General features: G+C 69.3%; 24 protein-coding genes. 13 read left to right on the top strand and 11 right to left on the bottom strand.

From position 1 onward, the window contains the following. Positions 1 to 18: 18 nt before the first annotated feature. Complete coding sequence (locus AC1RIF_RS25020; RefSeq protein ID WP_492604077.1) at positions 19 to 819, bottom strand: SWIM zinc finger family protein; 801 nt, start codon at positions 817 to 819, stop codon at positions 19 to 21. A gap of 10 nt (positions 820 to 829) precedes the next feature. Next, positions 830 to 3,655 (bottom strand): DEAD/DEAH box helicase, encoded by a 2,826-nt coding sequence (locus AC1RIF_RS25025; RefSeq protein ID WP_492604078.1) that lies wholly within the window; start codon positions 3,653 to 3,655, stop codon positions 830 to 832. A gap of 89 nt (positions 3,656 to 3,744) precedes the next feature. On the opposite strand from AC1RIF_RS25025, the gene AC1RIF_RS25030 reads away from it, so the two are divergent. The 5 genes from AC1RIF_RS25030 (at position 3,745) to AC1RIF_RS25050 (ending at position 6,686) form a co-directional block, all read left to right on the top strand. Continuing rightward, positions 3,745 to 4,062, top strand: coding sequence for a hypothetical protein (locus AC1RIF_RS25030; protein WP_492604079.1), 318 nt, complete (start codon positions 3,745 to 3,747; stop codon positions 4,060 to 4,062). A 71-nt stretch (positions 4,063 to 4,133) separates the two neighbouring features. After that, positions 4,134 to 4,838 carry an HNH endonuclease family protein gene (locus AC1RIF_RS25035; RefSeq protein WP_492604080.1) on the top strand — a complete coding sequence of 235 codons (705 nt, stop codon included), beginning with the start codon at positions 4,134 to 4,136 and terminating at the stop codon, positions 4,836 to 4,838. Positions 4,839 to 4,881: 43 nt separating this feature from the next. Then, a complete protein-coding gene (locus AC1RIF_RS25040; protein ID WP_492604081.1) occupies positions 4,882 to 5,712 on the top strand; it encodes a shikimate 5-dehydrogenase in 831 nt (276 codons plus the stop codon). After that, on the top strand, positions 5,713 to 6,201 hold the full coding sequence (locus AC1RIF_RS25045) for a DUF6328 family protein (RefSeq protein WP_492604082.1): 489 nt from the start codon (positions 5,713 to 5,715) through the stop codon (positions 6,199 to 6,201). Positions 6,202 to 6,227: 26 nt separating this feature from the next. Then, positions 6,228 to 6,686: an acyl-CoA thioesterase gene (locus AC1RIF_RS25050; protein WP_492604083.1), complete on the top strand. Its 459-nt coding sequence runs from the start codon at positions 6,228 to 6,230 to the stop codon at positions 6,684 to 6,686. Between the two features lie 6 nt (positions 6,687 to 6,692). On the opposite strand, the gene AC1RIF_RS25055 is transcribed toward AC1RIF_RS25050, so the two are convergent. Beyond that, on the bottom strand, positions 6,693 to 7,721 hold the full coding sequence (locus tag AC1RIF_RS25055) for a phosphotransferase family protein (RefSeq protein ID WP_492604084.1): 1,029 nt from the start codon (positions 7,719 to 7,721) through the stop codon (positions 6,693 to 6,695). 169 nt (positions 7,722 to 7,890) lie between these two features. Then, positions 7,891 to 8,370 carry an Lrp/AsnC family transcriptional regulator gene (locus AC1RIF_RS25060; RefSeq protein WP_492604085.1) on the bottom strand — a complete coding sequence of 160 codons (480 nt, stop codon included), beginning with the start codon at positions 8,368 to 8,370 and terminating at the stop codon, positions 7,891 to 7,893. Between the two features lie 167 nt (positions 8,371 to 8,537). Here AC1RIF_RS25060 and pdhA point away from each other — a divergent pair, with 167 nt between their 5' ends. The 4 genes from pdhA (at position 8,538) to AC1RIF_RS25080 (ending at position 13,026) form a co-directional block, all read left to right on the top strand. Beyond that, a complete protein-coding gene (pdhA, locus tag AC1RIF_RS25065) occupies positions 8,538 to 9,635 on the top strand; it encodes a pyruvate dehydrogenase (acetyl-transferring) E1 component subunit alpha (protein WP_492604086.1) in 1,098 nt (365 codons plus the stop codon). Beyond that, positions 9,632 to 10,627 (top strand): alpha-ketoacid dehydrogenase subunit beta, encoded by a 996-nt coding sequence (locus AC1RIF_RS25070; protein ID WP_492604087.1) that lies wholly within the window; start codon positions 9,632 to 9,634, stop codon positions 10,625 to 10,627. The genes pdhA and AC1RIF_RS25070 overlap by 4 nt, the downstream gene beginning before the upstream one ends. Continuing rightward, a complete protein-coding gene (locus AC1RIF_RS25075) occupies positions 10,624 to 11,757 on the top strand; it encodes a dihydrolipoamide acetyltransferase family protein (RefSeq protein WP_492604088.1) in 1,134 nt (377 codons plus the stop codon). The genes AC1RIF_RS25070 and AC1RIF_RS25075 overlap by 4 nt, the downstream gene beginning before the upstream one ends. A gap of 174 nt (positions 11,758 to 11,931) precedes the next feature. Then, positions 11,932 to 13,026 (top strand): MFS transporter, encoded by a 1,095-nt coding sequence (locus tag AC1RIF_RS25080; protein ID WP_492604161.1) that lies wholly within the window; start codon positions 11,932 to 11,934, stop codon positions 13,024 to 13,026. Positions 13,027 to 13,158: 132 nt separating this feature from the next. Here the strand turns inward: AC1RIF_RS25080 and AC1RIF_RS25085 are convergent, their stop codons facing one another. The 3 genes from AC1RIF_RS25085 to AC1RIF_RS25095 are packed head-to-tail and all read right to left on the bottom strand — an operon-like array spanning position 13,159 to position 16,031. Continuing rightward, positions 13,159 to 14,583, bottom strand: a complete 1,425-nt coding sequence (locus tag AC1RIF_RS25085) for an NAD(P)(+) transhydrogenase (Re/Si-specific) subunit beta (protein WP_492604089.1) — start codon at positions 14,581 to 14,583, stop codon at positions 13,159 to 13,161. Further along, entirely contained in the window at positions 14,583 to 14,915 is a 333-nt protein-coding gene (locus tag AC1RIF_RS25090; protein ID WP_492604090.1) for an NAD(P) transhydrogenase subunit alpha part 2, read from the bottom strand. The genes AC1RIF_RS25085 and AC1RIF_RS25090 overlap by 1 nt, the downstream gene beginning before the upstream one ends. Further along, positions 14,916 to 16,031: a Re/Si-specific NAD(P)(+) transhydrogenase subunit alpha gene (locus AC1RIF_RS25095; RefSeq protein ID WP_492604091.1), complete on the bottom strand. Its 1,116-nt coding sequence runs from the start codon at positions 16,029 to 16,031 to the stop codon at positions 14,916 to 14,918. Between the two features lie 269 nt (positions 16,032 to 16,300). Here AC1RIF_RS25095 and AC1RIF_RS25100 point away from each other — a divergent pair, with 269 nt between their 5' ends. Beyond that, positions 16,301 to 16,666, top strand: coding sequence for a DUF488 domain-containing protein (locus AC1RIF_RS25100; protein WP_492604092.1), 366 nt, complete (start codon positions 16,301 to 16,303; stop codon positions 16,664 to 16,666). Here AC1RIF_RS25100 and AC1RIF_RS25105 read toward each other — a convergent pair. Next, entirely contained in the window at positions 16,642 to 18,189 is a 1,548-nt protein-coding gene (locus AC1RIF_RS25105; protein ID WP_492604093.1) for an AMP-binding protein, read from the bottom strand. The genes AC1RIF_RS25100 and AC1RIF_RS25105 overlap by 25 nt on opposite strands. A 217-nt stretch (positions 18,190 to 18,406) precedes the next feature. On the opposite strand from AC1RIF_RS25105, the gene AC1RIF_RS25110 reads away from it, so the two are divergent. Genes AC1RIF_RS25110 through AC1RIF_RS25120 form a run of 3 tightly spaced genes read left to right on the top strand, consistent with a single transcriptional unit; the run spans position 18,407 to position 20,613 of the window. Beyond that, positions 18,407 to 19,114, top strand: a complete 708-nt coding sequence (locus tag AC1RIF_RS25110) for a mycothiol-dependent nitroreductase Rv2466c family protein (protein ID WP_492604162.1) — start codon at positions 18,407 to 18,409, stop codon at positions 19,112 to 19,114. Then, complete coding sequence (locus AC1RIF_RS25115; RefSeq protein ID WP_492604094.1) at positions 19,111 to 19,932, top strand: maleylpyruvate isomerase family mycothiol-dependent enzyme; 822 nt, start codon at positions 19,111 to 19,113, stop codon at positions 19,930 to 19,932. The genes AC1RIF_RS25110 and AC1RIF_RS25115 overlap by 4 nt, the downstream gene beginning before the upstream one ends. 6 nt (positions 19,933 to 19,938) lie before the next feature. Next, complete coding sequence (locus AC1RIF_RS25120; RefSeq protein WP_492604095.1) at positions 19,939 to 20,613, top strand: Type 1 glutamine amidotransferase-like domain-containing protein; 675 nt, start codon at positions 19,939 to 19,941, stop codon at positions 20,611 to 20,613. Here AC1RIF_RS25120 and AC1RIF_RS25125 read toward each other — a convergent pair. The 3 genes from AC1RIF_RS25125 to AC1RIF_RS25135 all read right to left on the bottom strand — a co-directional run bounded on the left by AC1RIF_RS25125 (position 20,571) and on the right by AC1RIF_RS25135 (position 22,839). Beyond that, positions 20,571 to 20,939 (bottom strand): hypothetical protein, encoded by a 369-nt coding sequence (locus AC1RIF_RS25125; protein ID WP_492604096.1) that lies wholly within the window; start codon positions 20,937 to 20,939, stop codon positions 20,571 to 20,573. The two genes, AC1RIF_RS25120 and AC1RIF_RS25125, sit on opposite strands and share 43 nt — an antisense overlap. Before the next feature lie 329 nt (positions 20,940 to 21,268). Then, entirely contained in the window at positions 21,269 to 22,522 is a 1,254-nt protein-coding gene (gene fmdA / locus AC1RIF_RS25130; RefSeq protein ID WP_492604097.1) for a formamidase, read from the bottom strand. A 29-nt stretch (positions 22,523 to 22,551) separates the two neighbouring features. Beyond that, positions 22,552 to 22,839: an FmdB family zinc ribbon protein gene (locus AC1RIF_RS25135; RefSeq protein ID WP_492604163.1), complete on the bottom strand. Its 288-nt coding sequence runs from the start codon at positions 22,837 to 22,839 to the stop codon at positions 22,552 to 22,554. Positions 22,840 to 23,020 lie beyond the last annotated feature (181 nt).

Genomic DNA, 23,020 nt, shown 5'->3' on the forward strand with positions numbered 1-23,020 from the left:
AGTGGTCACCTCTGCCCGCTAGCGGAGTCGCGGGTCGCGGGAGCCGAGCGCCCGGTAGCAGGCGCCGAGGTCACGCAGCGCGGAGACGACGTCGGACGGGTCCTCGGCGTCGGCCTGCAACACCTTGCGGAGTAGCGCGGGGTCGAGATCGTCGGTCGCCGCGCAGTATTCGACGACGGGCAGTTCCGGCAGGTGCGCACCGTCACCGAAGTAGTCGTCGGTCCCGGCCGGCAGCTCCTCGTCCTCGCCGCCGATACTGCGGATCAGGGTGTCGAGGTCCAGGCCGCGCAGGGTGAGCATCGTGAGAGGGTCGTGGTCCACGCGCTCGGCCAGCAGGTAGGCGACGGCCGCGACATGCTTGCACGGCCAGCCCGGGTCGGGGCACGTGCAGTCGAAGTCCAGTTCACCGCTGCTGTCCGGCAACAGCATCGGCGCGAGCTCCTGGGGAACCGCGCCGGACGCGAGCGCGGCGAGCATGCCCGGCGTGGAGCGCACCGTCTCCACGAACGCCGCCACCCCGTCGTCGTCGAGCGTGCGCAGCGTCAGCACCGACGTGAACGGCGCGATCTGGCTGCCCTGCACCTCGCCGGTGACGCGTCCGGGCGCGATGTGCAGCGCCACCACCTGGCCGCCACGGGCATACGTGCGGCCACGACCGAGCCGGCCGGTGTCGCCGATCCGCTCGAGCACGTCCGTCAGGGCTCGCCCCCACCAGCCGCGCGCGAACGCACCACGCTTGGACTGCGCCTCGACACCCCCGACCACCCGCAGCCGCGGACCGAAGCCTCGGAAGTCGGGGCGTCCTTCCCGAGGACTCATCGACACCACCTCATTCGCCGACCGCCTCGTCACCCAGGGTGAGCAGGTCGTGGAGCTGGTCGGTGCTCATCTCGGTGATCCACCGCTCGCCCGTGCCCACCGCGAGGTCGGCCAGTTCCTGCTTGGTGGAGAGCATCGCGTCGATGCGCTCCTCGAGCGTCCCGACGCACACGAGCTTGCGGACCTGCACGTCGCGCCGTTGCCCGATCCGGAAAGCCCGGTCGGTGGCCTGGTTCTCCACCGCCGGATTCCACCAGCGATCCAGGTGGACAACGTGATTGGCGGCGGTGAGATTGAGTCCCGTGCCGCCGGCCTTGAGCGAGAGCAGCATGATCGGCGGCCCGTCGTCGCCCTGGAACCGCTCGACCATCCGGTCGCGGCGGGCCTTGGTGACCCCGCCGTGCAGGAACGGGACCTCCACGCCGAACCGCTCCGACAGGTACGGCACCACCAGGTCGCCGAACTCGCGGAACTGCGTGAACAGCAGGGCGCGTTCGCCGTCGGCGGTCACCGACTCGAGAATGTCCTCGACCAGGCCGAGCTTGCCGGACCGGTGCCGGCCGCGCCGCAACACCCCGGAACCGTCGCCGAGGAAGTGCGCCGGATGGTTGCACACCTGCTTGAGCCGGGTGAGCGCCGAGAGCACCGCGCCCTTGCGCTGCATGCCCTCGGTGTCCTTGATCTGCTTCAACATCTCGTCCACCACCGCCCGGTACAGCGCGGCCTGCTCCACCGTGAGGTTGGCCCGCACCGTCATCTCGAACTTGTCCGGCAGGTCCGAGATCACCGTCGGATCGGTCTTCACCCGTCGCAGGATGAACGGTGAGGTCACCGCCCGGAGCCGGGTCACCGCGGCCTCGTCCTGCTCCCGTTCGATCGGGACGGAGAACCGGGCTCGGAAGGCCTGCGCGCTCCCGAGCATGCCGCGGTTGACGAAATCGAGGATCGAGCGCAGTTCGTCGAGCCGGTTCTCGACCGGGGTACCGGTGAGCGCGATCCGGTGCTGCGCGGGGATGGCGCGCGCGGCCCGCGCCTGCGCGGTGCCCGCATTCTTGATGTGCTGTGCCTCGTCGAGCACCACCCGCCGCCACGCCTGCTCCCCCAGCGCCTCGACGTCGCGGGCCAGCAGCGAGTAGGTGGTGATGACGAGGTCGCTGGCGCGCACCGCCGACGTCAGCTCGTCGCCGCGGTTGCGGGCCGCCCCGTGATGGACGTGGACCCGCAGGCCGGGCACGAACCGGGCTGCCTCGCGCTGCCAGTTCCCGACCACCGACATCGGGCACACCAGCAACGTCGGGTGTTCGGACCGCTCGTGGGCGAGCAGCGCGAGCAGCTGCAGCGTCTTGCCCAGGCCCATGTCGTCGGCGAGGACCGCGCCGAGGCCCGTCTCGCTCATGAACGCCAGCCAGTCCAGGCCGCGCTGCTGATAGGGCCGCAGGATCGCGTGCAACCCGGACGGCTGCGGTACCGGCGTGGGCTCGAGGGTGCCGTCGAGCAGCGTGCCGACCCATCCCGTGGCATGGACCTCGTCCACCGGAACCGGTGGACGCTCCGCCTCGGTGAGCTGACCGAACAGTCCACCGAGGGTGCCGTCGTCACCCGAATTACGTTGCGTCACATAGCGAGCCGCCTGCGCAAGTACGGAGTGATCGGCCTGCACCCACTTGCCGCGCAGGCGCACCAGGTCGCTCTGCGTGCCCGCCAGCCGGACCAGTTCGTCCGGGGTCAGCACGACATCACCGAGCGCGAGTTCCCAGTCGTAGCCGACGATCTCGTCCATGCCGACGGCACGGTCCTCGGCACCCGCCGGAACCGGCGGCGACGACACTCGCACCCGCAACGACGGCGAGACCACCGCCCAGGCGCGTGGGAGCAGCAGCGTGATCCCGGCCGCGGTCAGTGCCCGCGCGCCGTGCAGCACCAGGTCGGTGACGACGGCGGTGGGCAGCAACAAATCGAGGCTGTCCGGATCGGTGGGCACGTCCCGCAGCCGCGGGTACGCCGCGACCGCGGCCGCGAGCTTGCGGACCCCGATCTCGAGCAGACGGGAGTCCGTGCGGTGCAACAGGATCGGATTCGGCGCCTCCCCCTCGGGCCGCAGGCACACCTGCAGACGCCACAGAGCGTCGTCGAGGAGTTCCGGTTCCGAACCCGTCTCGTCGGGGTCCTCGGCCTGCCCCTCCGGTTCGACCAGGCGCAGCACCAGTTCCGGTTCGTCGACGGTGAGGCTCCCCCGCCAGGCCTCGAGCCCGCTGGCCATCTTGTTGGTGCCGCCGTCGTACGGCTCGCCGCGCAGTAGCGCTCGCAGCAGCGGATGGTCCGAATCCCGGTCCCCCAGAAGTTCGCGCACCACCGCATCGGTGAGCTCGGCGACGAAGTCGTCGAGGATCTCCCGGGGGCTGCCCTCGTGTCGCTGCACCGGCGGCATCGCCGCCGCCAGCTCCGCGAGCCACGCGCGCTGCCGCTCGCCACCGAGCAGCCGCCACCGCGGCCACCAGTGCCCCTCGGCCCGGTACAGCTCGGGCACGACGCGGCCGGCGCGCGCCCAGCGTTCGACACCGCGGGCCACGTGCGCGAGGTACCGCAGGTCACCCGAGATCCCCGGAACACCGTCCGGCACCGCGAGCAGGACGTCGGCGGCCTCGGCCGGTGCGAGCGCGAGGACCGGCACCCGCTGCGGCGCCGTCCCGACGGCGGCGGGCACGTGCACGGTGTGGTGGCGGCGGAAGCGGCGGCGCAGCACCCGGCCGAGCGCCTCGGGCAACTCGGGCAGCTCGGAATCCGGGCCCCGCCACAGCAGGAGGCCCGCTCCCGGCGACCAGAGCCCGTGCAGCATGCATTCCATCCAACCAGTCGCCGCCGACAAACCTGGAGTTCGCCCCGTCACCGGGCCCATACTGGGCAGACGCACAACCGGGAGCGGTCATGACGATCATGATTCAAGTCCTCGAACAGGTGTATTCGCCCACCACGCCGTGGCAGCAGCGCAAGGTCGCCTTCATCGACGCCGACCACATCGTCGCGATGCGCCTCGACGGCCAGTCCGGGGTGTGGCTCGACGTCACCAAGCAGGGCGAATCGCATCGGCTGGCCACCACCAGCTCACCGGAGCAGGCCGTCTACTTCCTGCTCGGCATCTTCGGCACCATCGCCGAGTGCCGCCGGAACGGCGGGTCGTGGCTGATCGGCCACGACGGCGTCGGCGCCGGTTCGATCCACGCCGCGAAGTTCCCGCATTCCTGACGCCCGCTGTCGGTGCGGTCCGGCACACTGTCCGCGGCAGGTGAGCGGCAGGAACGTCTGGAGGGGCAGCGGTGAGACGTGTTCGGGTTGTGCTGTGCGCTGCGGCGGTGTCGCCGGTTTTCTGGTCGGCCGCGTGCGCGGTAGGGCCGAGCACCTCGGCGCCGGCTCCCGGCAGCCCCACCCGGGCCGCGGTCGACGACCTCCTCGCCCGCGTCCAGGTGGTCACCTCTCGTCCCGACGTACCCGGCTACGAGCGTGGCTGCAAGGCCGGTCAGGGCTGCGTGTTCGGCCCGTCGTGGTCCGACGACCACTCGGGCCCCGCGGGCCACGACGGATGCGACACCCGCAACAACGTCCTGGCGGCCGACCTCACCGACGTCACGTACCGGGAGGACACCCGTGACTGTGTCGTCGTCGCGGGCGTGCTCGCCGACCCCTACTCGGGCCGGCGCATCGAGTTCACCAAGCAGGACGCGGGCGCCGTGCAGATCGATCACGTGTATCCGCTCGCCGCGGCGTGGGACATGGGCGCCGCCACGTGGTCGTCGGAGCGTCGACGCGATTTCGCAAACGACGTCACCTACAACCTCCTGGCCGTCAGTGGGCCGGAGAATCAGGCGAAACGCGACAGCACACCGTCGGACTGGCTGCCGCCGGACCCGGCGTTCCACTGCTTCTATGTCGGCAAGTACCTCGGTGTCTCGGTGCGCTGGGGCCTGCCGATCACCGCGGCGGACCGAGATGCCATCGAGGGCGTCGCCGCCGGATGCGCGTGACGAGTTGCCCGCGCGAGATCGGGCCGCCGGTTAGCGTGGACGGGTGAGCCGAACGATCACCGGAGATGTCAGCAAGGACACCCGACTGTGCATGTCGCTGTCCGGGCGGCCCAGCAACATCGGCACCCGGTTCCACAACTACCTGTACGACGAACTCGGCCTCGACTTCGTCTACAAGGCGTTCACCACCACCGACCTGCCGGCCGCGATCGCCGGGATCCGCGCCCTCGGGATCCGGGGGTGCGGGGTCTCGATGCCGTTCAAGGAGGCCTGCATCGAGCACGTCGACGTGGTGCACCCGTCGGCGTCGGCGATCGACTCCGTCAACACCATCGTCAACGAGGACGGCGAGCTGCACGCCTACAACACCGACTACCAGGCCGTCGCGGATCTGTTGCATCGCGCCGAGCTGAGCCCGGACCTCACGGTGGCGGTCGCGGGCAGCGGCGGCATGGCCAAGGCCGTCGTTGCGGCACTGCGCGACAGCGGATTCGAGACCGTCACCGTCGTCGCCCGCAACGAGGACACCGGTACCGCGCTCGCCCGAACCTACGGCTTCGAGTGGCAGCCGGATCTCGGCGAGGCGCATCCGCAGCTGCTGGTGAACGCCACCCCGGTCGGCATGACCGGCGGCCCGGAATCGGACGCACTGCCGTTTCCCGAGGCGGCGGTCGTCGCCGCGCGGGCCGTGTTCGACGTCGTCGCGCTGCCGCCCGACACACCGCTGGTCCGCCTCGCCACCGAACACGGCAAGACCGTCGTCACCGGCGCCGACGTGATCGCGCTGCAGGCGGCCGAGCAGTTCGTGCTGTACACCGGCGTCCGTCCCACCGACGAGCAGATACGGCGGGCGTCGGAGTTCTCGAGGTCCTAGATGGCCGATCTGCCGTCCCCGCCGAACGGGCCCGAGGAGTCGCCGAACGCGCGGCTGGCCCGCAACTTCAGCGAGCTCTTGCAGGAACTGCGGGTACAGCAGGCGGGCGTGCAGATCCTGTTCGCGTTCCTGCTGGCGATCGTGTTCACCGAGGCGTACGAGGAACAGTCCACGTACGTGCGGACGCTGCACCTGGTGACGGTGCTGTGCGCGGCGGCCGCGTCCGCGCTGCTGATCGCGCCCGCCGTGTGGCACCGCGTCCTGTTCCGGCACCGGCGGCGCGAGGACATCCTGCGCCAGGCCAACCGGTGTGCCCTGGTGGGCTCGGTGTTCCTCGCCGCGACGATGACCGGGACCGTCCTGATCGTCGCGGAGGTGGCCGTCGGCGGATGGGCCGCGAAGCTGATCGGCGCGGTGACCGCGGTGGCGTTCGTGGGCCTGTGGTTCGTCACGCCACGCCTGCTGCGCCCCGACGACCAGCTGCGCTAGCGATTTCCGCGCTATCGTCTGAACCCATGGCAGCCCCCGACGAGCCCGAGCCCCGCGCCGAGGCGTATCCGGCGCTGTGGCCGGTCCCGACCCGCTGGGCCGACAACGACCACTACGGGCACGTCAACAACGTCACCTACTACGCGTACTTCGACACCGCGGTCAACGGATGGCTGATGGCGAGCACGGGCGTCGACATCCGGGAGCTGCCGGCCATCGGGATCGTCGCCGAGACGTCGTGCCGGTTCGTCCGCGAGCTGTCGTTCCCCGACCAGCTGCACGTGGGCCTGTCCGTGGAGCGGCTCGGCACCAGCAGCATCGTGTACGCGCTCGCGATCTTCCGTGAGGACGCCGACGGAATGCTCGACCTCGCGGCGACGGGCCGGTTCGTCCACGTCTATGTCGACGCCGAGACCCGCCGACCGGTCCCGATCCCACCCGAGATCCGCAGCGCCGCAAATCTACTCACCACGGATTCGAGCTGACGTCGGTCAGTTCAGACCCACGGCATCGGCGGTGGCGACCGCGCGTGCGACGACGCCGTCGATCAGTCCGGCGGTGGGACCGCCTCGTTCGGCGCGGTTGCGCGGATCGTCCGTGGTGCGCCGCAACACCCCCTCGGCGATGATCGCGAGCTTCCACAGCGCGAGCACGTGCCAGAAACCCACCGCGGACACATCGCGCTTGGTCTCGTGGACGTACACCTCGACCAGTTCGTCCCGCGTCGGGAATCCCTCGAGAGTGGACGCCATGAACGGGCCGGCGACGCCGTCACCTCGTTCGGGCCAGTAGGCGAGCAGGCCGCCCAGGTCGGCCAGCGGGTCGCCGAGCGTGCACAGTTCCCAGTCGAGCACCGCCACCACGCGGCCGTCGTCCGGCGCGGTGATGACGTTGCTGAGGTGGAAATCGCCGTGCACCAGCGTCGTCTCGGTCTGCTCGGGAATGTTGCGGCCGAGCCGTGCGGCCAGGCTCTCGACCTCGGGCCGATCGTGTGTCTTGGACTGTTCCCACTGCGCGGACCAACGCTTGAGCTGGCGCTTCGCATACGGTGTGCCGCTGGCGAGATCGAGGAGGCCGGCACTCTCGAGGTCCACGCGGTGAATGCTCGCGAGCGCCTTGGGAAGCGACAACCCGATGGCGCGCCGACGCTCGGGACTCAACTGCTCGGCCACGGCCTCGTCGTCGATCACGAGTCCGTCGACGTAGCTCATCATCACCAGCGGCACGTCGGTGACCGCCGGATCCGTCGTCAAAGCAATCATTTTCGGGACCGGCACACCGGTTCCCTGCAACGCCGCGAGGATGCGGTGCTCACGGACCACGTCGTGCGCCGACACCAGCAGGTCCCCCAACGGGGGCCGGCGCAACACCCACCGGCCACCACCCGAATCTCTGACCATGTACGTGAGATTCGACTGCCCGTTTCCGATCCGCTCGAACGACAGCGGCGCCAGCGCACCGACCCCGAGACCGGCGATCCATGTCGAGACGGCATCCTCGTCGAGGCCCACAACGCTCACTTCGCACCACTCCCCTGCCGCGTCTCGTGTGTTGCTCCCGCTTGCCCTTGAAGAGTTCGAAATCCGCTGCCGAAAACAGTTGGCGAATCAGCCGATTCCACGGCGTCCGGCACACCCCCGCCAACACCCGTGCGCCGATGCTAGTCGCCGGAATGCTCCCGTGCGGCCATTACGACGGTCGGCTTTCGGCAGTGCGTTCGAGCAGCGGCGCGGTGCGCGGCCCGACCAGCTCCCGCATCACCAGCGCCATGTTGGTGCGTTCGACTCCCGGGATCTTGAGGATCTGCCCCGCAAGCCGGTAGAGGTCGTCGGCGTCGGTCGCGACCACCTTCACCGACAGGTCGGTCTGTCCGGTCATGCCGTACACCTCGACCACCTCGGGGATCTCGGCGAGCGCGTCGACCACGGCGTCGAGTCGGTGTTGGTCCACCCGGGTGGAGACGAACGCCGCGAGCGGATACCCCAGCGCCCGAGGATCGACGAGCCGGTCGAACCCGCCGAGCGCACCCGAGCCCTCCCACCGCGCCAGCCGAGCCTGGACGGTGTTGCGGGAGAGCCCGAGCCGCTGCGCGAGTTCCACCCCCGTCGCGCGGGGATTGTGTGACAGCTCGAGCAGCAATCGGGCGTCGGTCGCATCCAGAGTGGTCATATTTCGCAGTGTGCCCGCCCGACCACCCCCGATGTTGTGCATTGTGCTGAATCGTTGCGACTTCGCTTGCGCAGATCGCGGGACGGTGGATGCTGTGAGGTAGAGCACATGAATCCGGTGTCCGCTCACGAGGCAGACCCCGGATCCCGGCAGCGAGGTGACCCACCATGGCCGACAAGATCGCTTACCCGGTGCAGCTGGTCCAGCCCGACGGACGACGCGTGCACCGCCCGGACTACGCCGCGCTGGTCGCCGACGTCGGTCCCGACCGGCTGCGCGATCTGTACGAGGACCTGGTCGTCGTCCGGCGCATCGACACCGAGGCCACCGCGCTGCAGCGGCAGGGTCAGCTCGGGATCTGGGCGCCCCTGCTGGGGCAGGAGGCCGCGCAGGTCGGCTCCGTCCGCGCACTCGAGCCCGACGACTACATCTTCACCAGCTACCGCGAGCATGCGGTCGCGTACTGCCGCGGCGTGGATCCGGCGGTGATGACCCGGATGTGGCGCGGCTGCGCGTACTCCGGCTGGGATCCGGCGACGGTCAACATGACGAACCCCGCGATCGTGGTCGGTTCCCAGGGCCTGCACGCGACGGGTTACGCCCTGGGAGCGCACCTGGACGGCGCGGAGATCGCGACGGTCGTCTACTTCGGCGACGGCGCCACCAGCCAGGGCGACCTGTCCGAGGCACTCGGGTTCGCGACGAGCCTCGCGGCGCCGGTGGTGTTCTTCTGCCAGAACAACCAGTGGGCGATCAGCGAACCCGTGCACCTGCAGAGCCCCACCCCGATCGCGGCCCGCGCCGCGGGCTACGGGATGCCGGCGGTGCAAGTCGACGGCAACGACGTACTCGCCGTCCTCGCGGTGACCCGCCAGGCCGCACGGCACGCCCGCGAGGGTGCCGGGCCGTCGTTCGTCGAGGCCATCACCTATCGCATGGGCCCCCACACCACCTCCGACGACCCCACCCGATACCGGACGGCAGCGGAATCGGAGGCGTGGCGGGCCCGTGATCCGATCGATCGGATGCGCCGTCTCCTCGAACGCGAGGGCCTGTTCGACGACGCCCTCGCGGCCCGGGTCCAGGCCCGCGCCGACGAAATCGCCACCCGGCTGCGGGCCGGCGCCCTCGCGGCACCCGACCCGGGCGTGGACGAGTTGTTCGAGCACGTCTACGCCACCGACCATCCCCTGCTCGACGAGGAACGCGCCGAGTACCGGGCGTATCTCGACACCCTGACCGCCGGTGAGGAGGCCCTGTCATGACCACCACGACACCCACGACCACGATGGCCCTGGGGGCCGCCCTGAACGCGGGGCTGCGCAGGGCGCTCGAGGACGACCCCAAGGTGGTGCTGATGGGCGAGGACATCGGCAAGCTCGGCGGCGTCTTCCGGATCACCGACGCGCTGCAGAAGGACTTCGGGCCGGCCCGGGTCATGGACACCCCGCTCGCCGAATCCGGGATCGTGGGAACGGCTTTCGGGCTCGCCCTGCGCGGGTACCGGCCCGTGTGCGAGATCCAGTTCGATGGCTTCGTCTATCCCGCGTTCGACCAGATCGTCTCGCAGGTCGCGAAGATCCACTACCGCACTCGCGGTCACGTGAAGGCACCGTTGACGATTCGCATCCCGTACGGCGGCGGCATCGGCGCGGTCGAGCACCACTCGGAGTCCCCGGAGGCGTATTTCGCGCATACCGCCGGACTGCGCGTGGTCAGCCCGAGCACCCCGGCGGACGCGTTCACGATGATCCGGCAGGCGATCGCCCTCGACGACCCCGTCGTGTTCCTCGAACCCAAGCGGCGCTACTGGGATCGCGGGGAGGTCGACGTCGACGCTCCCCCGGATCTGCCGCTGCACCGGGCCCGGATCGCCCGGTCCGGCACGGACGCCACGGTCGTCGCCTACGGCTCGATGGTCCCGACGGCGTTGCAGGCCGCGGCGATCGCCGCCGACGAGGGCACGTCCCTCGAGGTGGTCGATCTCCGGTCGCTGTCCCCGATCGACTTCGAGACCGTCGAGGCGTCGGTGCGGCGCACCGGCCGGCTGGTCGTCACGCACGAGGCGCCGGTGTTCGCCGGTCTCGGCGCGGAGATCGCCGCGCGCGTCTGCGAGCGGTGCTTCTACCAGCTCGAGGCACCCGTGCGGCGCGTCGGCGGCTTCGACATTCCGTACCCGCCGGCGAAGCTCGAGAAGCATCACGTCCCCGACGCCGACCGCATCCTCGGCGCTGTCGACGAGGTGCTGGCCGCATGAGCGCCATCGAGGAGTTCCGGCTGCCCGACCTCGGGGAAGGGCTGACCGAGGCGGAGCTGGTGTCGTGGTCGGTGGCCGTCGGCGACACCGTCGAACTCAACCAGGTGATCGGGGAGGTCGAGACCGCGAAGGCGCTCGTCGAGTTGCCGTCACCGTTCGCCGGTGTCGTGCGCGAGCTGCTGGTGCGGCCGGGTGACACCGTGCCGGTGGGCGCGTCCCTGATCCGAGTGGAGTCCGACTCCGCGAATGCGCCGGAGCCGTCCAGGGCCGATTCGGTGCTGGTCGGCTACGGACCGTCCGCCCCCGCTCCGAGCCGGCGCCGTCGTCGTCACGCCGGTCCGGTACATCGGGAGCCGGTCGCACGACCCGACGCGGTGCGCCGGCACCAGGCGCCACCCGCCGCCGAGACGTCCGGCGATTCGGACGCACGGGAGACCCGCACCCCGATCCGCGGGGTGCGGCGGGAGACGGCGGCGGCCATGGTCCGCAGCGCGTTCACCGCGCCGCACGTCACCGAGTTCCTCACCGCCGACGTCACCGAGACGATGCGACTGCTCGAGAAGCTCCGGTCGTCGGACCGGTTCACCGGGCTGCACCTCACCCCGCTGGCCGTCGTCGCGAAGGCAGTGCTGGTGACCCTGCGGTCCCATCCCGCCCTGAACTCGGCGTGGCTCGAGGACACCCAGGAGATCGTCACCAAGCACTACGTCAACCTCGGCATCGCGGCCGCGACCGAACGCGGACTCGTCGTCCCCAACGTCCGGGACGCGGAGAGGCTGGCCCTGCCCGAGCTGTGCCGGGCGATCACCGAGCTCACCGACACCGCCCGCGCCGGGAAGGCCACCCCGCAGCAGCTGTCGGGTGGGACGATCACGATCACCAACGTCGGGGTGTACGGCATCGACGCGGGCACCCCGATCCTCAACCCGGGCGAGGCCGCGATCCTCGCCCTGGGTGCGATCAACCGCCGGCCGTGGGTGCACGACGACCAGCTGGCGATCCGCGACGTCACCACGCTGTGCCTGACCACCGACCACCGCCTCGTCGACGGCGAACAGGCGTCCCGGTTCCTCGCCGATCTCGGCGCGATGCTCACCGACCCCGTGCCGACCCTGCTCGCGCAGCTCTGACCGAGCGGACGGGACCCTTCACGCGCCGCAGCACATGAACGGACCCTTCGGCTCCGCGGAGAGTTCGGTACAAAGGGGTACGTGGACACCCAGCAGACGGACCGGCCGCTCCACCTGCGATCGGCGCGCGCCGCGATCTTCGGGGTGTTCGGGATCAACGGCTTCCTGCTCGCGATGTGGGTGGTCCACATCCCGGCGATCAAGTCCCGGACCGACATCTCGCACTCGACGCTCGGGTCGTTGCTGTTGCTGCTGGCCGTCGGCGCGATCGCCGGAATGCAGTTGTCCGGTCCGCTGTCCGACCGGTTCGGCAGCCGCCGGCTGGTCGCGCTCAGCGGCACCCTGTTGTCGGTCGCGGTGATCGGGCCCGGTCTGGCCGGCAACGCGTGGCAGCTGGGCCTGGCGCTGACGGTGTTCGGGTTCGGCAACGGCGCCCTCGACGTGTCGATGAACTCGCAGGCCGTCATCCTCGAGCAGAAGTACCGGCGGCCGATCATGTCGGCGTTCCACGGCATGTTCTCGATCGGTGGCGTCGTCGGGTCGCTCGTCGGAGCGGTGACGATCGAGGCGGGCTGGTCGCCGACCACCACCCTCGGCGTGGCATCCGTGGTGGGCGTCGCGGTGGTCGCGGTGTGCACGACGCGACTCCTGCCGACGTCGGCGCATCCCCGACCCGAGCATCACGACGCCCGCCCGCCCGGACGGTACTCGCCGCGGGTGCTCGCGCTGGGCGCCGTTGCGTTCGCGCTCATGCTCGCCGAGGGTGTCGCGAACGACTGGACCACCCTCCAGGTCAAGGAGCATCTGGACGTCCCGGAGTCGGTCGCTGCGCTCGCCTTCGGCGCGTTCTCGCTGACGATGACGGTGGGCCGCTTCACCGCGGACCGGGTCAGTGCCGCGTTCGGTCCCGTCGCGATCGTCCGGTACGGCACGCTGATCGCTGCGGCCGGTATGGCGCTGGTGATCGTCTCGCCGTGGCTGCCGACGACGCTGCTGGGGTGGGCGCTGTTCGGGCTGGGCCTGTCCGGGTGTGTGCCGCAGATCTTCACCACCGCGGGCAATCTCGGGACCGGCGCGGCGGGCGCGAACATGTCCCGCGTCGTGGGGATGGGCTACATCGGGTTCCTCGCCGGGCCCGCGACGATCGGCTGGGTCACCCAACTGGTGCCGCTCACCGTCGCGATGGTGGTGCCGCTGGTCTGCGTGCTGGTGGCGGCGTGCTTCGCGGGCGTCGTCCGGCGCCCCACCAGCCGGCCCGTGCGGGTGTGACGGTCCTCCGAGGTCTACCCGGAAACGGCGGAAGGGTCCCTTCACGCGCTGTGAGCGGGTGAGGGACCCTTCGACTGTCGGGCGGAGGGGGATTCGCCCGACAGATGCCGTCCTGTGTGATGACCGAAGCGGCTACAGGGCCTTGAGTTCTTCGGTGACCTCGGAAACCATCTTCTTCGCGTCACCGAACAGCATGGAGGTCTGGTCGGCGGTGAAGAGCGGGTTGTCGATGCCGGCGTAGCCCGAGCTCATCGAGCGCTTGAGCACGATGACCGACTTGGACTGGTCGACGTTGAGGATCGGCATCCCGTAGATCGGGGAGGTCGAGTCCTGGCGGGCGGCCGGGTTGGTGACGTCGTTGGCGCCGATGACGACGGTGACGTCGGTGCGGGAGAATTCGCCGTTGATGTCGTCCATTTCCTTCATCGCCTCGTAGGCGACGTCGGCCTCGGCCAACAACACGTTCATGTGTCCGGGCATGCGACCGGCAACGGGGTGGATCGCGTACTTGACCTCGACACCGCGATCCTCGAGCAGTGCCGCCATCTCCTTGACCGCGTGCTGAGCCTGCGCCACCGCGAGACCGTAGCCCGGGACGACGATGACCTGGTTGGCGTACGCCATCTGGATCGCCGCGTCGGAGGCGGAGGTGGCCTTGACGGTGCCGCCCGCGGCGCCGCCGACCGCTGCGGCGGCGTCGCCGCCACCGAACGAGCCGAAGATGATCGCGGGGATCGACCGGTTCATGGCCTTGGCCATCAGGTTCGTCAGGATCGAGCCCGACGCGCCGACGATCATGCCGGCGACGATCATCGCCTGGTTGTTCAGCGCGAGACCCGCGGCCGCGGCCGACAGACCGGTGAGCGCGTTGAGGAGCGAGATGACGACGGGCATGTCGGCGCCGCCGATCGGCAGCACCACGAACAGACCCATCACACCGGCAGCGACGAGCAGCCCGACGATCAGCCACGGCGACTGCGGGTCGCCGTCCGCGCCGAGACCGATGTAGATCGCGAGGCCGACCGAGACCAGGGCGAGGACGATGTTCGCGAGCTGGAACGCCTTCGCCGAGGCGACGACCTTCTTCTCGAGGTTCTTGTTGAGCAGCTCCTGCAGCTTCGCGAACGCCACCAGCGAGCCCCAGAAGGAGACCGAGCCGATGATCGCGGCGAACAGCGAGCCGATGATGAACGGCGCCGACGGGACCGCGTCGACGGTGGTGAAGCCGTCGGAGTCGAGGAACTCGGCCCACGCGATGAGCGCGACGGTGCCGCCGCCGACACCGTTGAACAGTGCGACCAGCTGCGGCATCGCGGTCATCTTCGTCCGCAGCGCCGGCGGGACGCCGAGCACGATACCGACGGCCAGGCCGCCGGCGATCAGGAGCCAGTTGTCGGTGTCGCGGACATCGATCAGCACCGCGACCACGGCGACGAACATGCCGACCGCGGCGATGTAGTTACCGCGGACCGCGGTCTTCGGGCCGGTCAGACCCGACAGACCGTAGATGAACATCGCGAACGCGACGATGTAGAGGATCGTGACGAGGTAGCTCATCAGGCGTCAGCCCCCTTCTTCTCGACTGCCTTGGGGGCGTCCTTCTTGGGCTTGAACATCGCGAGCATGCGGTCGGTGACCACGAAGCCACCGACGACGTTCAGGGTGCCGAACACCAACGCGACGAACAGAATGATCTTGATGGACCAGGGGGCGTCGCCGGGCAGGTGCCCGAGCACGACCAGGGCGCCGAGCACGACGATGCCGTGGATGGCGTTGGTGCCCGACATCAGCGGCGTGTGCAGCGTGTTCGGGACCTTGGAGATCACGGCGAAGCCGACGAACCCGGCCAGGACCAGGATCGCGATGTTCGCCAACAGTTCGGTGTACATCTAGGAGTTCTCCTTCGACCGGGTCACGCACGCACCGGCGAGGATCTCGTCCGAGAAGTCCGGGGCCAGTGCCCCGTTCTCGTCGAGCATCAACTCGATCAGGGCGGCGACGTTCTTCGAGTACAGCTCGGAGGCGTGCTCGGGCATCGTCGCGGGCAGGTTCAGCGGCGAGCAGATCGTCACCCCGTGCTTGACGGCGATCTGTCCGGGCTCGGTCAGCTCGCAGTTGCCACCGGTCTCACCGGCCAGGTCGACGATCACGCTGCCGGGCTTCATGCCCTCGACCGCGGCGGCGGTCACCAGACGCGGCGCCGGACGCCCGGGAACGAGCGCGGTCGTGATGACCACGTCGAAGCCCTTGATCGCATCCTCGAGCGCCTGCTGCTGTTGCGCACGCTCGGCGTCGGTCAGCTCGCGGGCATACCCGCCCTCACCGGCGGCATCGATGCCGAGATCGAGCCACTGGGCACCGACCGAGCGGACCTGGTCGGCCACCTCGGGGCGCACGTCGTAGCCGGTGGTGCGGCCACCGAGACGCTTCGCCGTCGCGAGTGCCTGCAGACCCGCGACACCCACACCGAGCACCAGCACCGTCGCCGGCTTCACGGTGCCGGCCGCGGTGGTCAGCATCGGGAAGAACCGCGTCGACTCCGACGCGGCCATCACCACGGCCTTGTAGCCGGCGACGTTCGCCTGCGAGGACAGCGCGTCCATCACCTGGGCGCGGGAGATACGCGGGATCGCCTCGACGGCGAACGCGTCCACTCCCGCGGAGGTGAGGGCGCCGATCTGGTTGTCGGCGTTGCGCGGCGCCAGGAAGCCGATCAGCGTCTGCCCCGACCGGAGCTTGGCGACCTCGTCGTCCGACGGCGGCGCGACCTTGGCCACGACGTCCGCCGACCACGCGTCACCGATCGTCGCGCCCGCTTCCTTGTACAACTCGTCCGGAATCAACGCACCCAGACCGGCACCGGGTTCGACGACCACGTCGACACCCTTCGCGGCCAACGTCGCCACAACCTTGGGCACCAACGCCACCCGCCGCTCGCCGTCGCTCGTCTCCCGAACGACACCGACCGACGGGCGCACCTGTGCCGCGCTCTTCGATGTATCCAATGTTTCGACTTCCTGCGTTAGATGGTGTGCACGCCACGACGGGCGGCAACTCTCGAGCGATCGACGGACGATGACCCGATCGATGCAAGTGGTCCACGATGGTAAGCAGAACTACCGTGATCGAGGGAACGCGCGCAAGTCGAATCATTTATCTGAATCGAGTCCGAACAGAGGTATACCACCGCAAGGATGGCTAATTGTGATATAGCTCACTATTTCACATGAACGTAACTTGACGTCGAGATCGGCCCAAGACACGGAGGTGGGAGATGCCCGCGAAGACTGTGGAGATCGAACGCGTGTACGACCACCCGGGTGCCGAAGCGGGCTTCCGGGTCTTCGTCGACCGCCTGTGGCCGCGGGGGCTGCGCAAGGATTCGTTCCATTACGACGACTGGGCCAAAGACCTGGCGCCGTCCACCGAGTTGCGCCGGTGGTACAGCCACGACGTCGCCGAATTCGGCGAGTTTCGGTCCCGTTATCTTGCCGAGCTCGAGTCGCCCGACGGTCGCAGTGCCGTCGAGCGCGTCCTCGAGCTGGCGCACGACCGTCCGCTCGTCCTGCTGACCGCCACCAAGGACATCGAGCACAGCCACGCGGAGGTTCTGCGTCAATTCCTCGAGGACGTCACGTAGCGGGACCGGAGCTGGTGCTTGACCAATTTGCCCGTCGGAGTGCGCGGTAGGTCGTCCGCGAAGTCGACCGAGCGCGGCGCCTTGTAGTGGGCGACGCGGTCGCGGACGTAGTCGAGCAGTTCACGCGCCAGCTCGTTGCTCTTCGTCACACCGTCCGCCAGCTGGACAACCGCCTTGACCTGCTCCCCCATCTCGTCGTCGGGCACCCCGATCACCGCGACGTCGTACACCTTGGGATGCAGGGTCAACACGTTCTCGGACTCCTGCGGATAGATGTTGACGCCGCCGGAGATGATCGTGAAGGCCGCCCGATCGGTGAGATAGAGGAATCGCCCCTCGTCGAGGTAGCCGATGTCACCGCTCGTCGTCCAGGTCGGGTGGTCCCGGTGTTGCGCCGACGCCGTCTTGGCCGGATCGTTGTGGTACTCGAACGGCAGTTCGTCGCGCTCCCAGTAGACGGCGCCGATCTCCCCCGTCGGCAGCTCGCGCCCGTCCTCGTCGCAGATGTGCACGATCCCCAGCACACCGTCCCGGCCGACCGAGCCCGGATGCGCGAGCGCCTGCGCGCTGTCGATGAAGGTGACCCCGGAGCCCTCGGTGGCGGCGTAGTATTCCTGGATCACCGGACCCCACCACTCGATCATCGCTCGCTTCACCTCCGGCGGGCACGGCGCCGCCGCATGCACGGCGACCTGCAGGCTGGAGACGTCGTAGCGGTCCCGAACATCCTTGGGCAGCTTGAGCATTCGAACGAACATGGTGGGCACCCACTGACTGTGCGTGACCTTGTATCGCTGGATCAGATCGAGCGCCTCGGCGGGCTCGAACCGGTCCATCACGATCACGGTGCCGCCGACGGAGTTGATGGTTCCGCAGAAGCGCAGTGGGGCTGCGTGATACAGCGGCGCGGGGCACAGATAGACGGTGTCGGAGTCGAATCCGTACATCGGCGCGAACACCGCGGTGTACGGGTCCGTCGTCTCGTGGACCTCGCCGACCGGCAGCTTGGGCTTGATGCCCTTGGGCCGGCCGGTGGTACCCGACGAGTACAGCATGTCCTGGCCGCGCGGCTGCGACTCGAGCGGTTGGACACTCTGGGCCGCGAGAACCCGCTCGTAGTCGTCGTAGCCGTCGAGCGTGCCGCCGAAGACCAGACGTCGGCGCACCCCGGGGAGGGCGGCCGGGTCGCCCGGGAGTGCGGCGGCCGCGTCGGCGGACACGACGAGAACCGATGCCCCGCAGTCGTCGACCACGTAGGCCGTCTCGGCGGCGGTGAGGTGCCAGTTGACCGCCGTGATGTAGAGACCGGATCGCAGCGCGGCCCAGTACACCTCGAGCATCCGGAGGTCGTTGCCCGCGACCATCGCCAGGTGATCACCCGGCCGCATCCCCGCCTCGCGCAGGAACCGGGCCAGCCGCAGCGACCGCTCGTCGAGCTGGCGATACGTGAGCTGCTCACCGGTGGCGGGCCGGATGATCGCCGGCTTGTCGGGGGTGGTGGCAACGAAGTTTCCCGGGAACACGGCAGCTCCTCGCGTGAACGATCTTCTCGTGCTTCGGTCTGGCCCGATCGTCCACCACCACCCGCCGTTCCGTCACGGGTTTCGCCCGAATCGCCGGATCCCGACCGGGCGTGCGGTTTCGATGCGTCATGGCGTCGCACCGGACGCCGATCGGTCATAGAGTGACAGGGTGACCACCGACACACCCGATGCTGCCGCGCCCGTCGGCGACGAGGCGATCACGTCGGTGGACTTCCACTTCGACCCGATGTGCCCGTTCGCCTTCCACGCCTCGCGCTGGATCCGGCACGTCCGTGCCGAGACCGGGATCGACATCGGCTGGCGCTTCTTCAGTCTCGAGGAGATCAACCGTCGCGATGATCAGAAGCAGCAGCTGCATCCATGGGAGCGGGACTGGGCGTACGGGTGGTCGCTCATGCGGATCGGCGCGTTGCTGCGCCGCGAGAGCATGGATCTGCTGGATCGCTGGTACGCCGCCACCGGTCACCTGCTGCACATCGACGGCGGAAAACCGCACGACCCGGATGTCGCGCGGGATCTGCTCGGCCGACTCGGGCTCGATCCCGGCCTGCTCGACGTCGCGCTGGCCGACCCCACCACCCACGACGACGTCCGGGCCGACCACGACCGGGTGGTCGCCGCGGGAGGTTTCGGCGTCCCGACCCTGTTCGTGCTGGGCACCCCGCTGTTCGGGCCCGTCCTGGTCGATCCGCCCGAGGGCGAGGCCGCCGTGCGACTGTGGAACCTGGTGACCGAGATGCTCGAGTTCCCCCGCGTGTACGAGATTCAGCGCGTGAAAGGGCCGGCGGACGCTGCGGCCATCGGCGAGGCACTGGCCCCGTACCTGCGGGGGCGGGATTGGCAGAGCGTCAATCGTGGTGAGGTCGTGGACCTTTCCGGACTGGAAACGGAGCGAGATACATGAGCGAGTTCCCCCAGGGCATCCTGGTCGACGCCCTGTCCGAGCAGTGGGCGGTGCTCGACGACGTGCTGTCCACGGTCGAGGGCGACGCCTGGATCACGCCCACGGCGCTGCCCGGCTGGACGGTGCGCGACATCGTCTCGCACATCATCGGGACCGAGTCGCTGCTGTCGGGACTGAAGCCGCCGGAGGCCGCCCTCGATGTGCACACACTCCCCCACGTGCGCAACGAGATCGGGGCCCTCAACGAGCGCTGGGTCGAGGGTCTACGCGCGCACACCGGACAGCAGATTCTCGCGATGTTCCGCGAGATCACTTCGAGCCGACTCGAGGTGCTCACCGCCATGACGCAGGCCGACTTCGACGCCCCCGCCGTCACCCCGGCCGGGCCGGCGACGTACGGCCGCTTCATGCGGATCCGGTTGTTCGACTGCTGGATCCACGAGCACGACATCCGTGACGCCCTCGACGTCCCCGCCGGCGACGAGGGCGGCTCGCGCGGCAACCTCGCCTTCCAGGAGGTCGCCGGCGCGCTCGGCTTCATCGTCGGCAAGCTCGGGCATGCGCCCGACGGCGCCCGGGTGACGTTGGAGTTGTCCGGCCCGCTGGCCCGCACGCTCCACGTCGAGGTCGACGGCCGCGCCGCGGTGGTGCCGGCACTGTCCGGGCCGGCGACGTCGACGATCGCGATGGACTCGCGACTGTTCACCCGGCTCGCCACGGGCCGCACCACCGGGGCCGAGCACACGTCGGAGTTCGAACTCGGCGGTGATGTCGCGGTGGGGAGACGGATCGTCGACAACCTCAACTACACCATCTGAGCGCGCGTGCGACTGTTCCTGTCGTCGTACCGCTTCGGTGCGCACGTGGACCGGTTCGTCGAACTGGTCGGCGGTCCCGGCCCGATCGCGGTGATCGCGAACGCCGCGGACGCCTGGCCGACGCCGGCTCGGGAGTCGGCGGTGGTGAGCGACGTCGTACCGCTGCGCCGTCTCGGGTTCACGCCGTCGGAGGTGGATCTACGCGACTACGTCGGCCGTTCGGACGCTCTCGCCGAGACGCTCTCGGGGTTCCGGTCGGTGTGGGTGCGCGGCGGCAACACGTTCGTCCTGCGGGCGCAGTTGGCACGCAGCGGGGCCGACGACGTCCTACGGGATCTGCTTCGCCGTGACGCGATCGCCTATGCGGGCTACAGCGCAGGCGCGTGCGTCATGACGCCGTCCCTCGTCGGTATCGACGGTGCGGACGATCCGGGCGAGGTGGCGCCGACGTGTGGAACGGCGCCGCGCTGGGACGGTCTGGGCCTGATCGACTTCTCGATCGTGCCGCACTACGTGGATGCGGGAATCCCCGCGGATCCGGCGCCGGGTCCGGACGCCCGGAACCCCGGCGACGACGCTGCTCGAATGATCGAGGCCTGTCGCACTGCCGGGGTTCGGTATCGGACGTTGACCGACGATCAGGCGATCGTCGTGGACGCGGAGGCCACCGCGCTGCTGTAGCCGCCGACGGCGGCCAGTTCACGCAGATCCTCGCGCGGGTTCAGCCGGTCCAGCGCGGACCAGGTGATGCGGCAGCGCTTGACGGTCATCTCGTCGGCCTCGGAGAGCAGGGCCGTGAGCAGGGACTCCGGATCGCGCGCCCACGCCGCGTCGATGCGGTCCACCTGCGCGTTGGTGAACAGGCCGGAGCCGGCCACGGCCGAGACCCAGTCGCTCACGTCGCCACGGTGGATGCGCTCGAGGGCGTCGTAGTCGATCCCGCCGTCGAGGAACTCGTACGAGAACATTGCGGCGACGTAGTCCTCGATGCAGTTGGAAGCGCTCACGATGCTGCGCCCCTTTCTCCCCGACGGCCTAGCCCTCACCACCGGAGTAACAGATCCGGAAACAAGGAGATGTTGATGGTCACTTCGCGTAACGCTTTGATTGCGCAGTGCGATGGGATCGACGCTAACGTGACGAAAGACTTGGGCGTTACTGTTTGATCATAACGATTGAATAACGCATTCGAATTGCGCGCTCGAGGCTACAGCCAGGGAAAATGGGCGTTACGTCTGAACGAACGGTCTCGAATTTCTTGTACCCGAGTTCATCGTGCCGACACGCAGGAGCCGGCCCGCGACGAAACGACGCGAGCCGGTTCCCCGCGGCGGCCCTACCGAGCGGAGTGCGGCGCGCCCATCCCCGGATCGATCCGCACCGGACCGTCTGCGGACGGGGCGATCGGGAAGTCGAAGATCGCGGTCGGCAAGTACACCGTCGCGCACGAGTTCGGGATGTCGACGACGCCGGACAGCCGGCCCTCGATCGGGGCGGCACCCAGCAGCAGGTACGCCTGCTCGGGGCTGTAGCCGAACTTGGTGAGGTAGTCGATCGCGTGCAGGCACGCCCGCTGATACGCCAGGTGCGAGTCGAGGTACCGCTGTTCCCCGTCGAGCGTCACCGACGTGCCGGAGAACGCGAGCCACTCCGAATACTGCGGATCGGTATTGCCCGGCATGAAGATCGCGTTCTCCGACACGCCGTACGTCTCCATGCCGCCCTTGATCAGGTCGACGCGCAGATCGATGAACCCACCCATCTCGATCGCGCCGCAGAAGGTGATCTCGCCGTCGCCCTGCGAGAAGTGCAGATCCCCCACCGACAGCTTGCCGCCGTCGACGAACACCGGATAGAAGACGCGGCTGCCCTTGGTGAGGTTCTTGATGTCCTGGTTGCCGCCGTTCTCGCGGGGCGGAGCGGTGCGGGCGGCCTCCGCCGCGACGCGATCGAAGTCGGCGCCGGACAGGGTGCCGAGGATCGCGTCACGCGGTTCCGGCGGCAGCGCGAGCGGCGGCACCCGGTCGGGATCGGTGGCGATCAGCGCGGCCTCGCGGGTGTTCCACCTGCCCAACAGTTCGTGCGACGGCGCGGTCCCCATCAGGCCCGGGTGCACGATGCCGGTGAACTTCACGTGCGGCACGTGCCGGGACGTCGCGGTCTGCCCGGCGAAGTCCCACACCGCCTTGTATGCGTCGGGGAACTGCTCGGTGAGGAAGCCGCCGCCGTTGTCGCGCGGGAAGATGCCGGTGTACCCCCAGCCCTGACCGGCGAGCGGTCCCGAGTCCTCCTGCGGAATCGGTCCGATGTCGAGGATGTCGACGATCAGCAGGTCGCCGGGCCGCGCGCCCTCCACCGCGAACGGGCCGGACAGGGTGTGCACGGTGGTCAGCGGCGCGTTCAGGATGTCGTCGGCCGAGTCGTCGTTGCGGATGGCGCCGTCGAACCATTCCCGGCAGTGGACGCGGAACGAGTCGCCCGGCTTCACCGTGACGGCGGCGGGGATGTCGGGGTGCCACCGGTTGTGGCCGATCTTCTCCTGCTCGGTGAACTTCTTGCGCGAATCCAGCGGGAACAGCAACTCGGGCATACAGATCTCCTTCGCGACGCGGGAAAGACTCAGGGGCGGGGCAACTTTCGGTGCAGCGGATTGGTGGTGACCTTCTGCACGGCGGTGCGGGCACCCGGGCGCGGGCCCGAGACCACCGCCGGCTCGCTCGCGGACCGGGCGGTCGCGTCGAGCAGACGCATCTGCGTCGAGGAGCCGTGACCGAGCCGCGGGCCGGTGATCTGACGACGTGCGTCGGACGCGCATGCGGGGCAGGCGGAACTGTCGGGGACGGTGGCCATCGGGTAGCTGCGGTCGAACGGACCGCATTGCGCGCACCGGAACTGATAGAGGGGAATGACCGCGTCCTTTCGCCGGGGCAAGGATCGAAGTCCCTCAGACGTTAACCGAGGTGACACCCGATCGCGCGGGATACGACTTGTCCGCCGTGTCCGGAAAGGGGAAGCGCCGAAACTCGTGACGCGTCCGCACCCGCGGGGCCACACTTGAGGCGACACCCCCGATCGTGGTTTCGAGGAG

It is taken from the genome of Prescottella sp. GW823-FHT02E09 (assembly GCF_058797375.1).

Coding starts and splice junctions, on each gene's coding strand:
- AC1RIF_RS25020 (WP_492604077.1), bottom strand. CDS start 819: ATGAGTCCTCGGGAAGGACGCCCCGACTTCCGAGGCTTCGGTCCGCGG.
- AC1RIF_RS25025 (WP_492604078.1), bottom strand. CDS start 3,655: ATGCTGCACGGGCTCTGGTCGCCGGGAGCGGGCCTCCTGCTGTGGCGG.
- AC1RIF_RS25030 (WP_492604079.1), top strand. CDS start 3,745: ATGACGATCATGATTCAAGTCCTCGAACAGGTGTATTCGCCCACCACG.
- AC1RIF_RS25045 (WP_492604082.1), top strand. CDS start 5,713: ATGGCCGATCTGCCGTCCCCGCCGAACGGGCCCGAGGAGTCGCCGAAC.
- AC1RIF_RS25050 (WP_492604083.1), top strand. CDS start 6,228: ATGGCAGCCCCCGACGAGCCCGAGCCCCGCGCCGAGGCGTATCCGGCG.
- AC1RIF_RS25060 (WP_492604085.1), bottom strand. CDS start 8,370: ATGACCACTCTGGATGCGACCGACGCCCGATTGCTGCTCGAGCTGTCA.
- pdhA (WP_492604086.1), top strand. CDS start 8,538: ATGGCCGACAAGATCGCTTACCCGGTGCAGCTGGTCCAGCCCGACGGA.
- AC1RIF_RS25070 (WP_492604087.1), top strand. CDS start 9,632: ATGACCACCACGACACCCACGACCACGATGGCCCTGGGGGCCGCCCTG.
- AC1RIF_RS25075 (WP_492604088.1), top strand. CDS start 10,624: ATGAGCGCCATCGAGGAGTTCCGGCTGCCCGACCTCGGGGAAGGGCTG.
- AC1RIF_RS25080 (WP_492604161.1), top strand. CDS start 11,932: ATGTGGGTGGTCCACATCCCGGCGATCAAGTCCCGGACCGACATCTCG.
- AC1RIF_RS25085 (WP_492604089.1), bottom strand. CDS start 14,583: ATGAGCTACCTCGTCACGATCCTCTACATCGTCGCGTTCGCGATGTTC.
- AC1RIF_RS25090 (WP_492604090.1), bottom strand. CDS start 14,915: ATGTACACCGAACTGTTGGCGAACATCGCGATCCTGGTCCTGGCCGGG.
- AC1RIF_RS25100 (WP_492604092.1), top strand. CDS start 16,301: ATGCCCGCGAAGACTGTGGAGATCGAACGCGTGTACGACCACCCGGGT.
- AC1RIF_RS25115 (WP_492604094.1), top strand. CDS start 19,111: ATGAGCGAGTTCCCCCAGGGCATCCTGGTCGACGCCCTGTCCGAGCAG.
- fmdA (WP_492604097.1), bottom strand. CDS start 22,522: ATGCCCGAGTTGCTGTTCCCGCTGGATTCGCGCAAGAAGTTCACCGAG.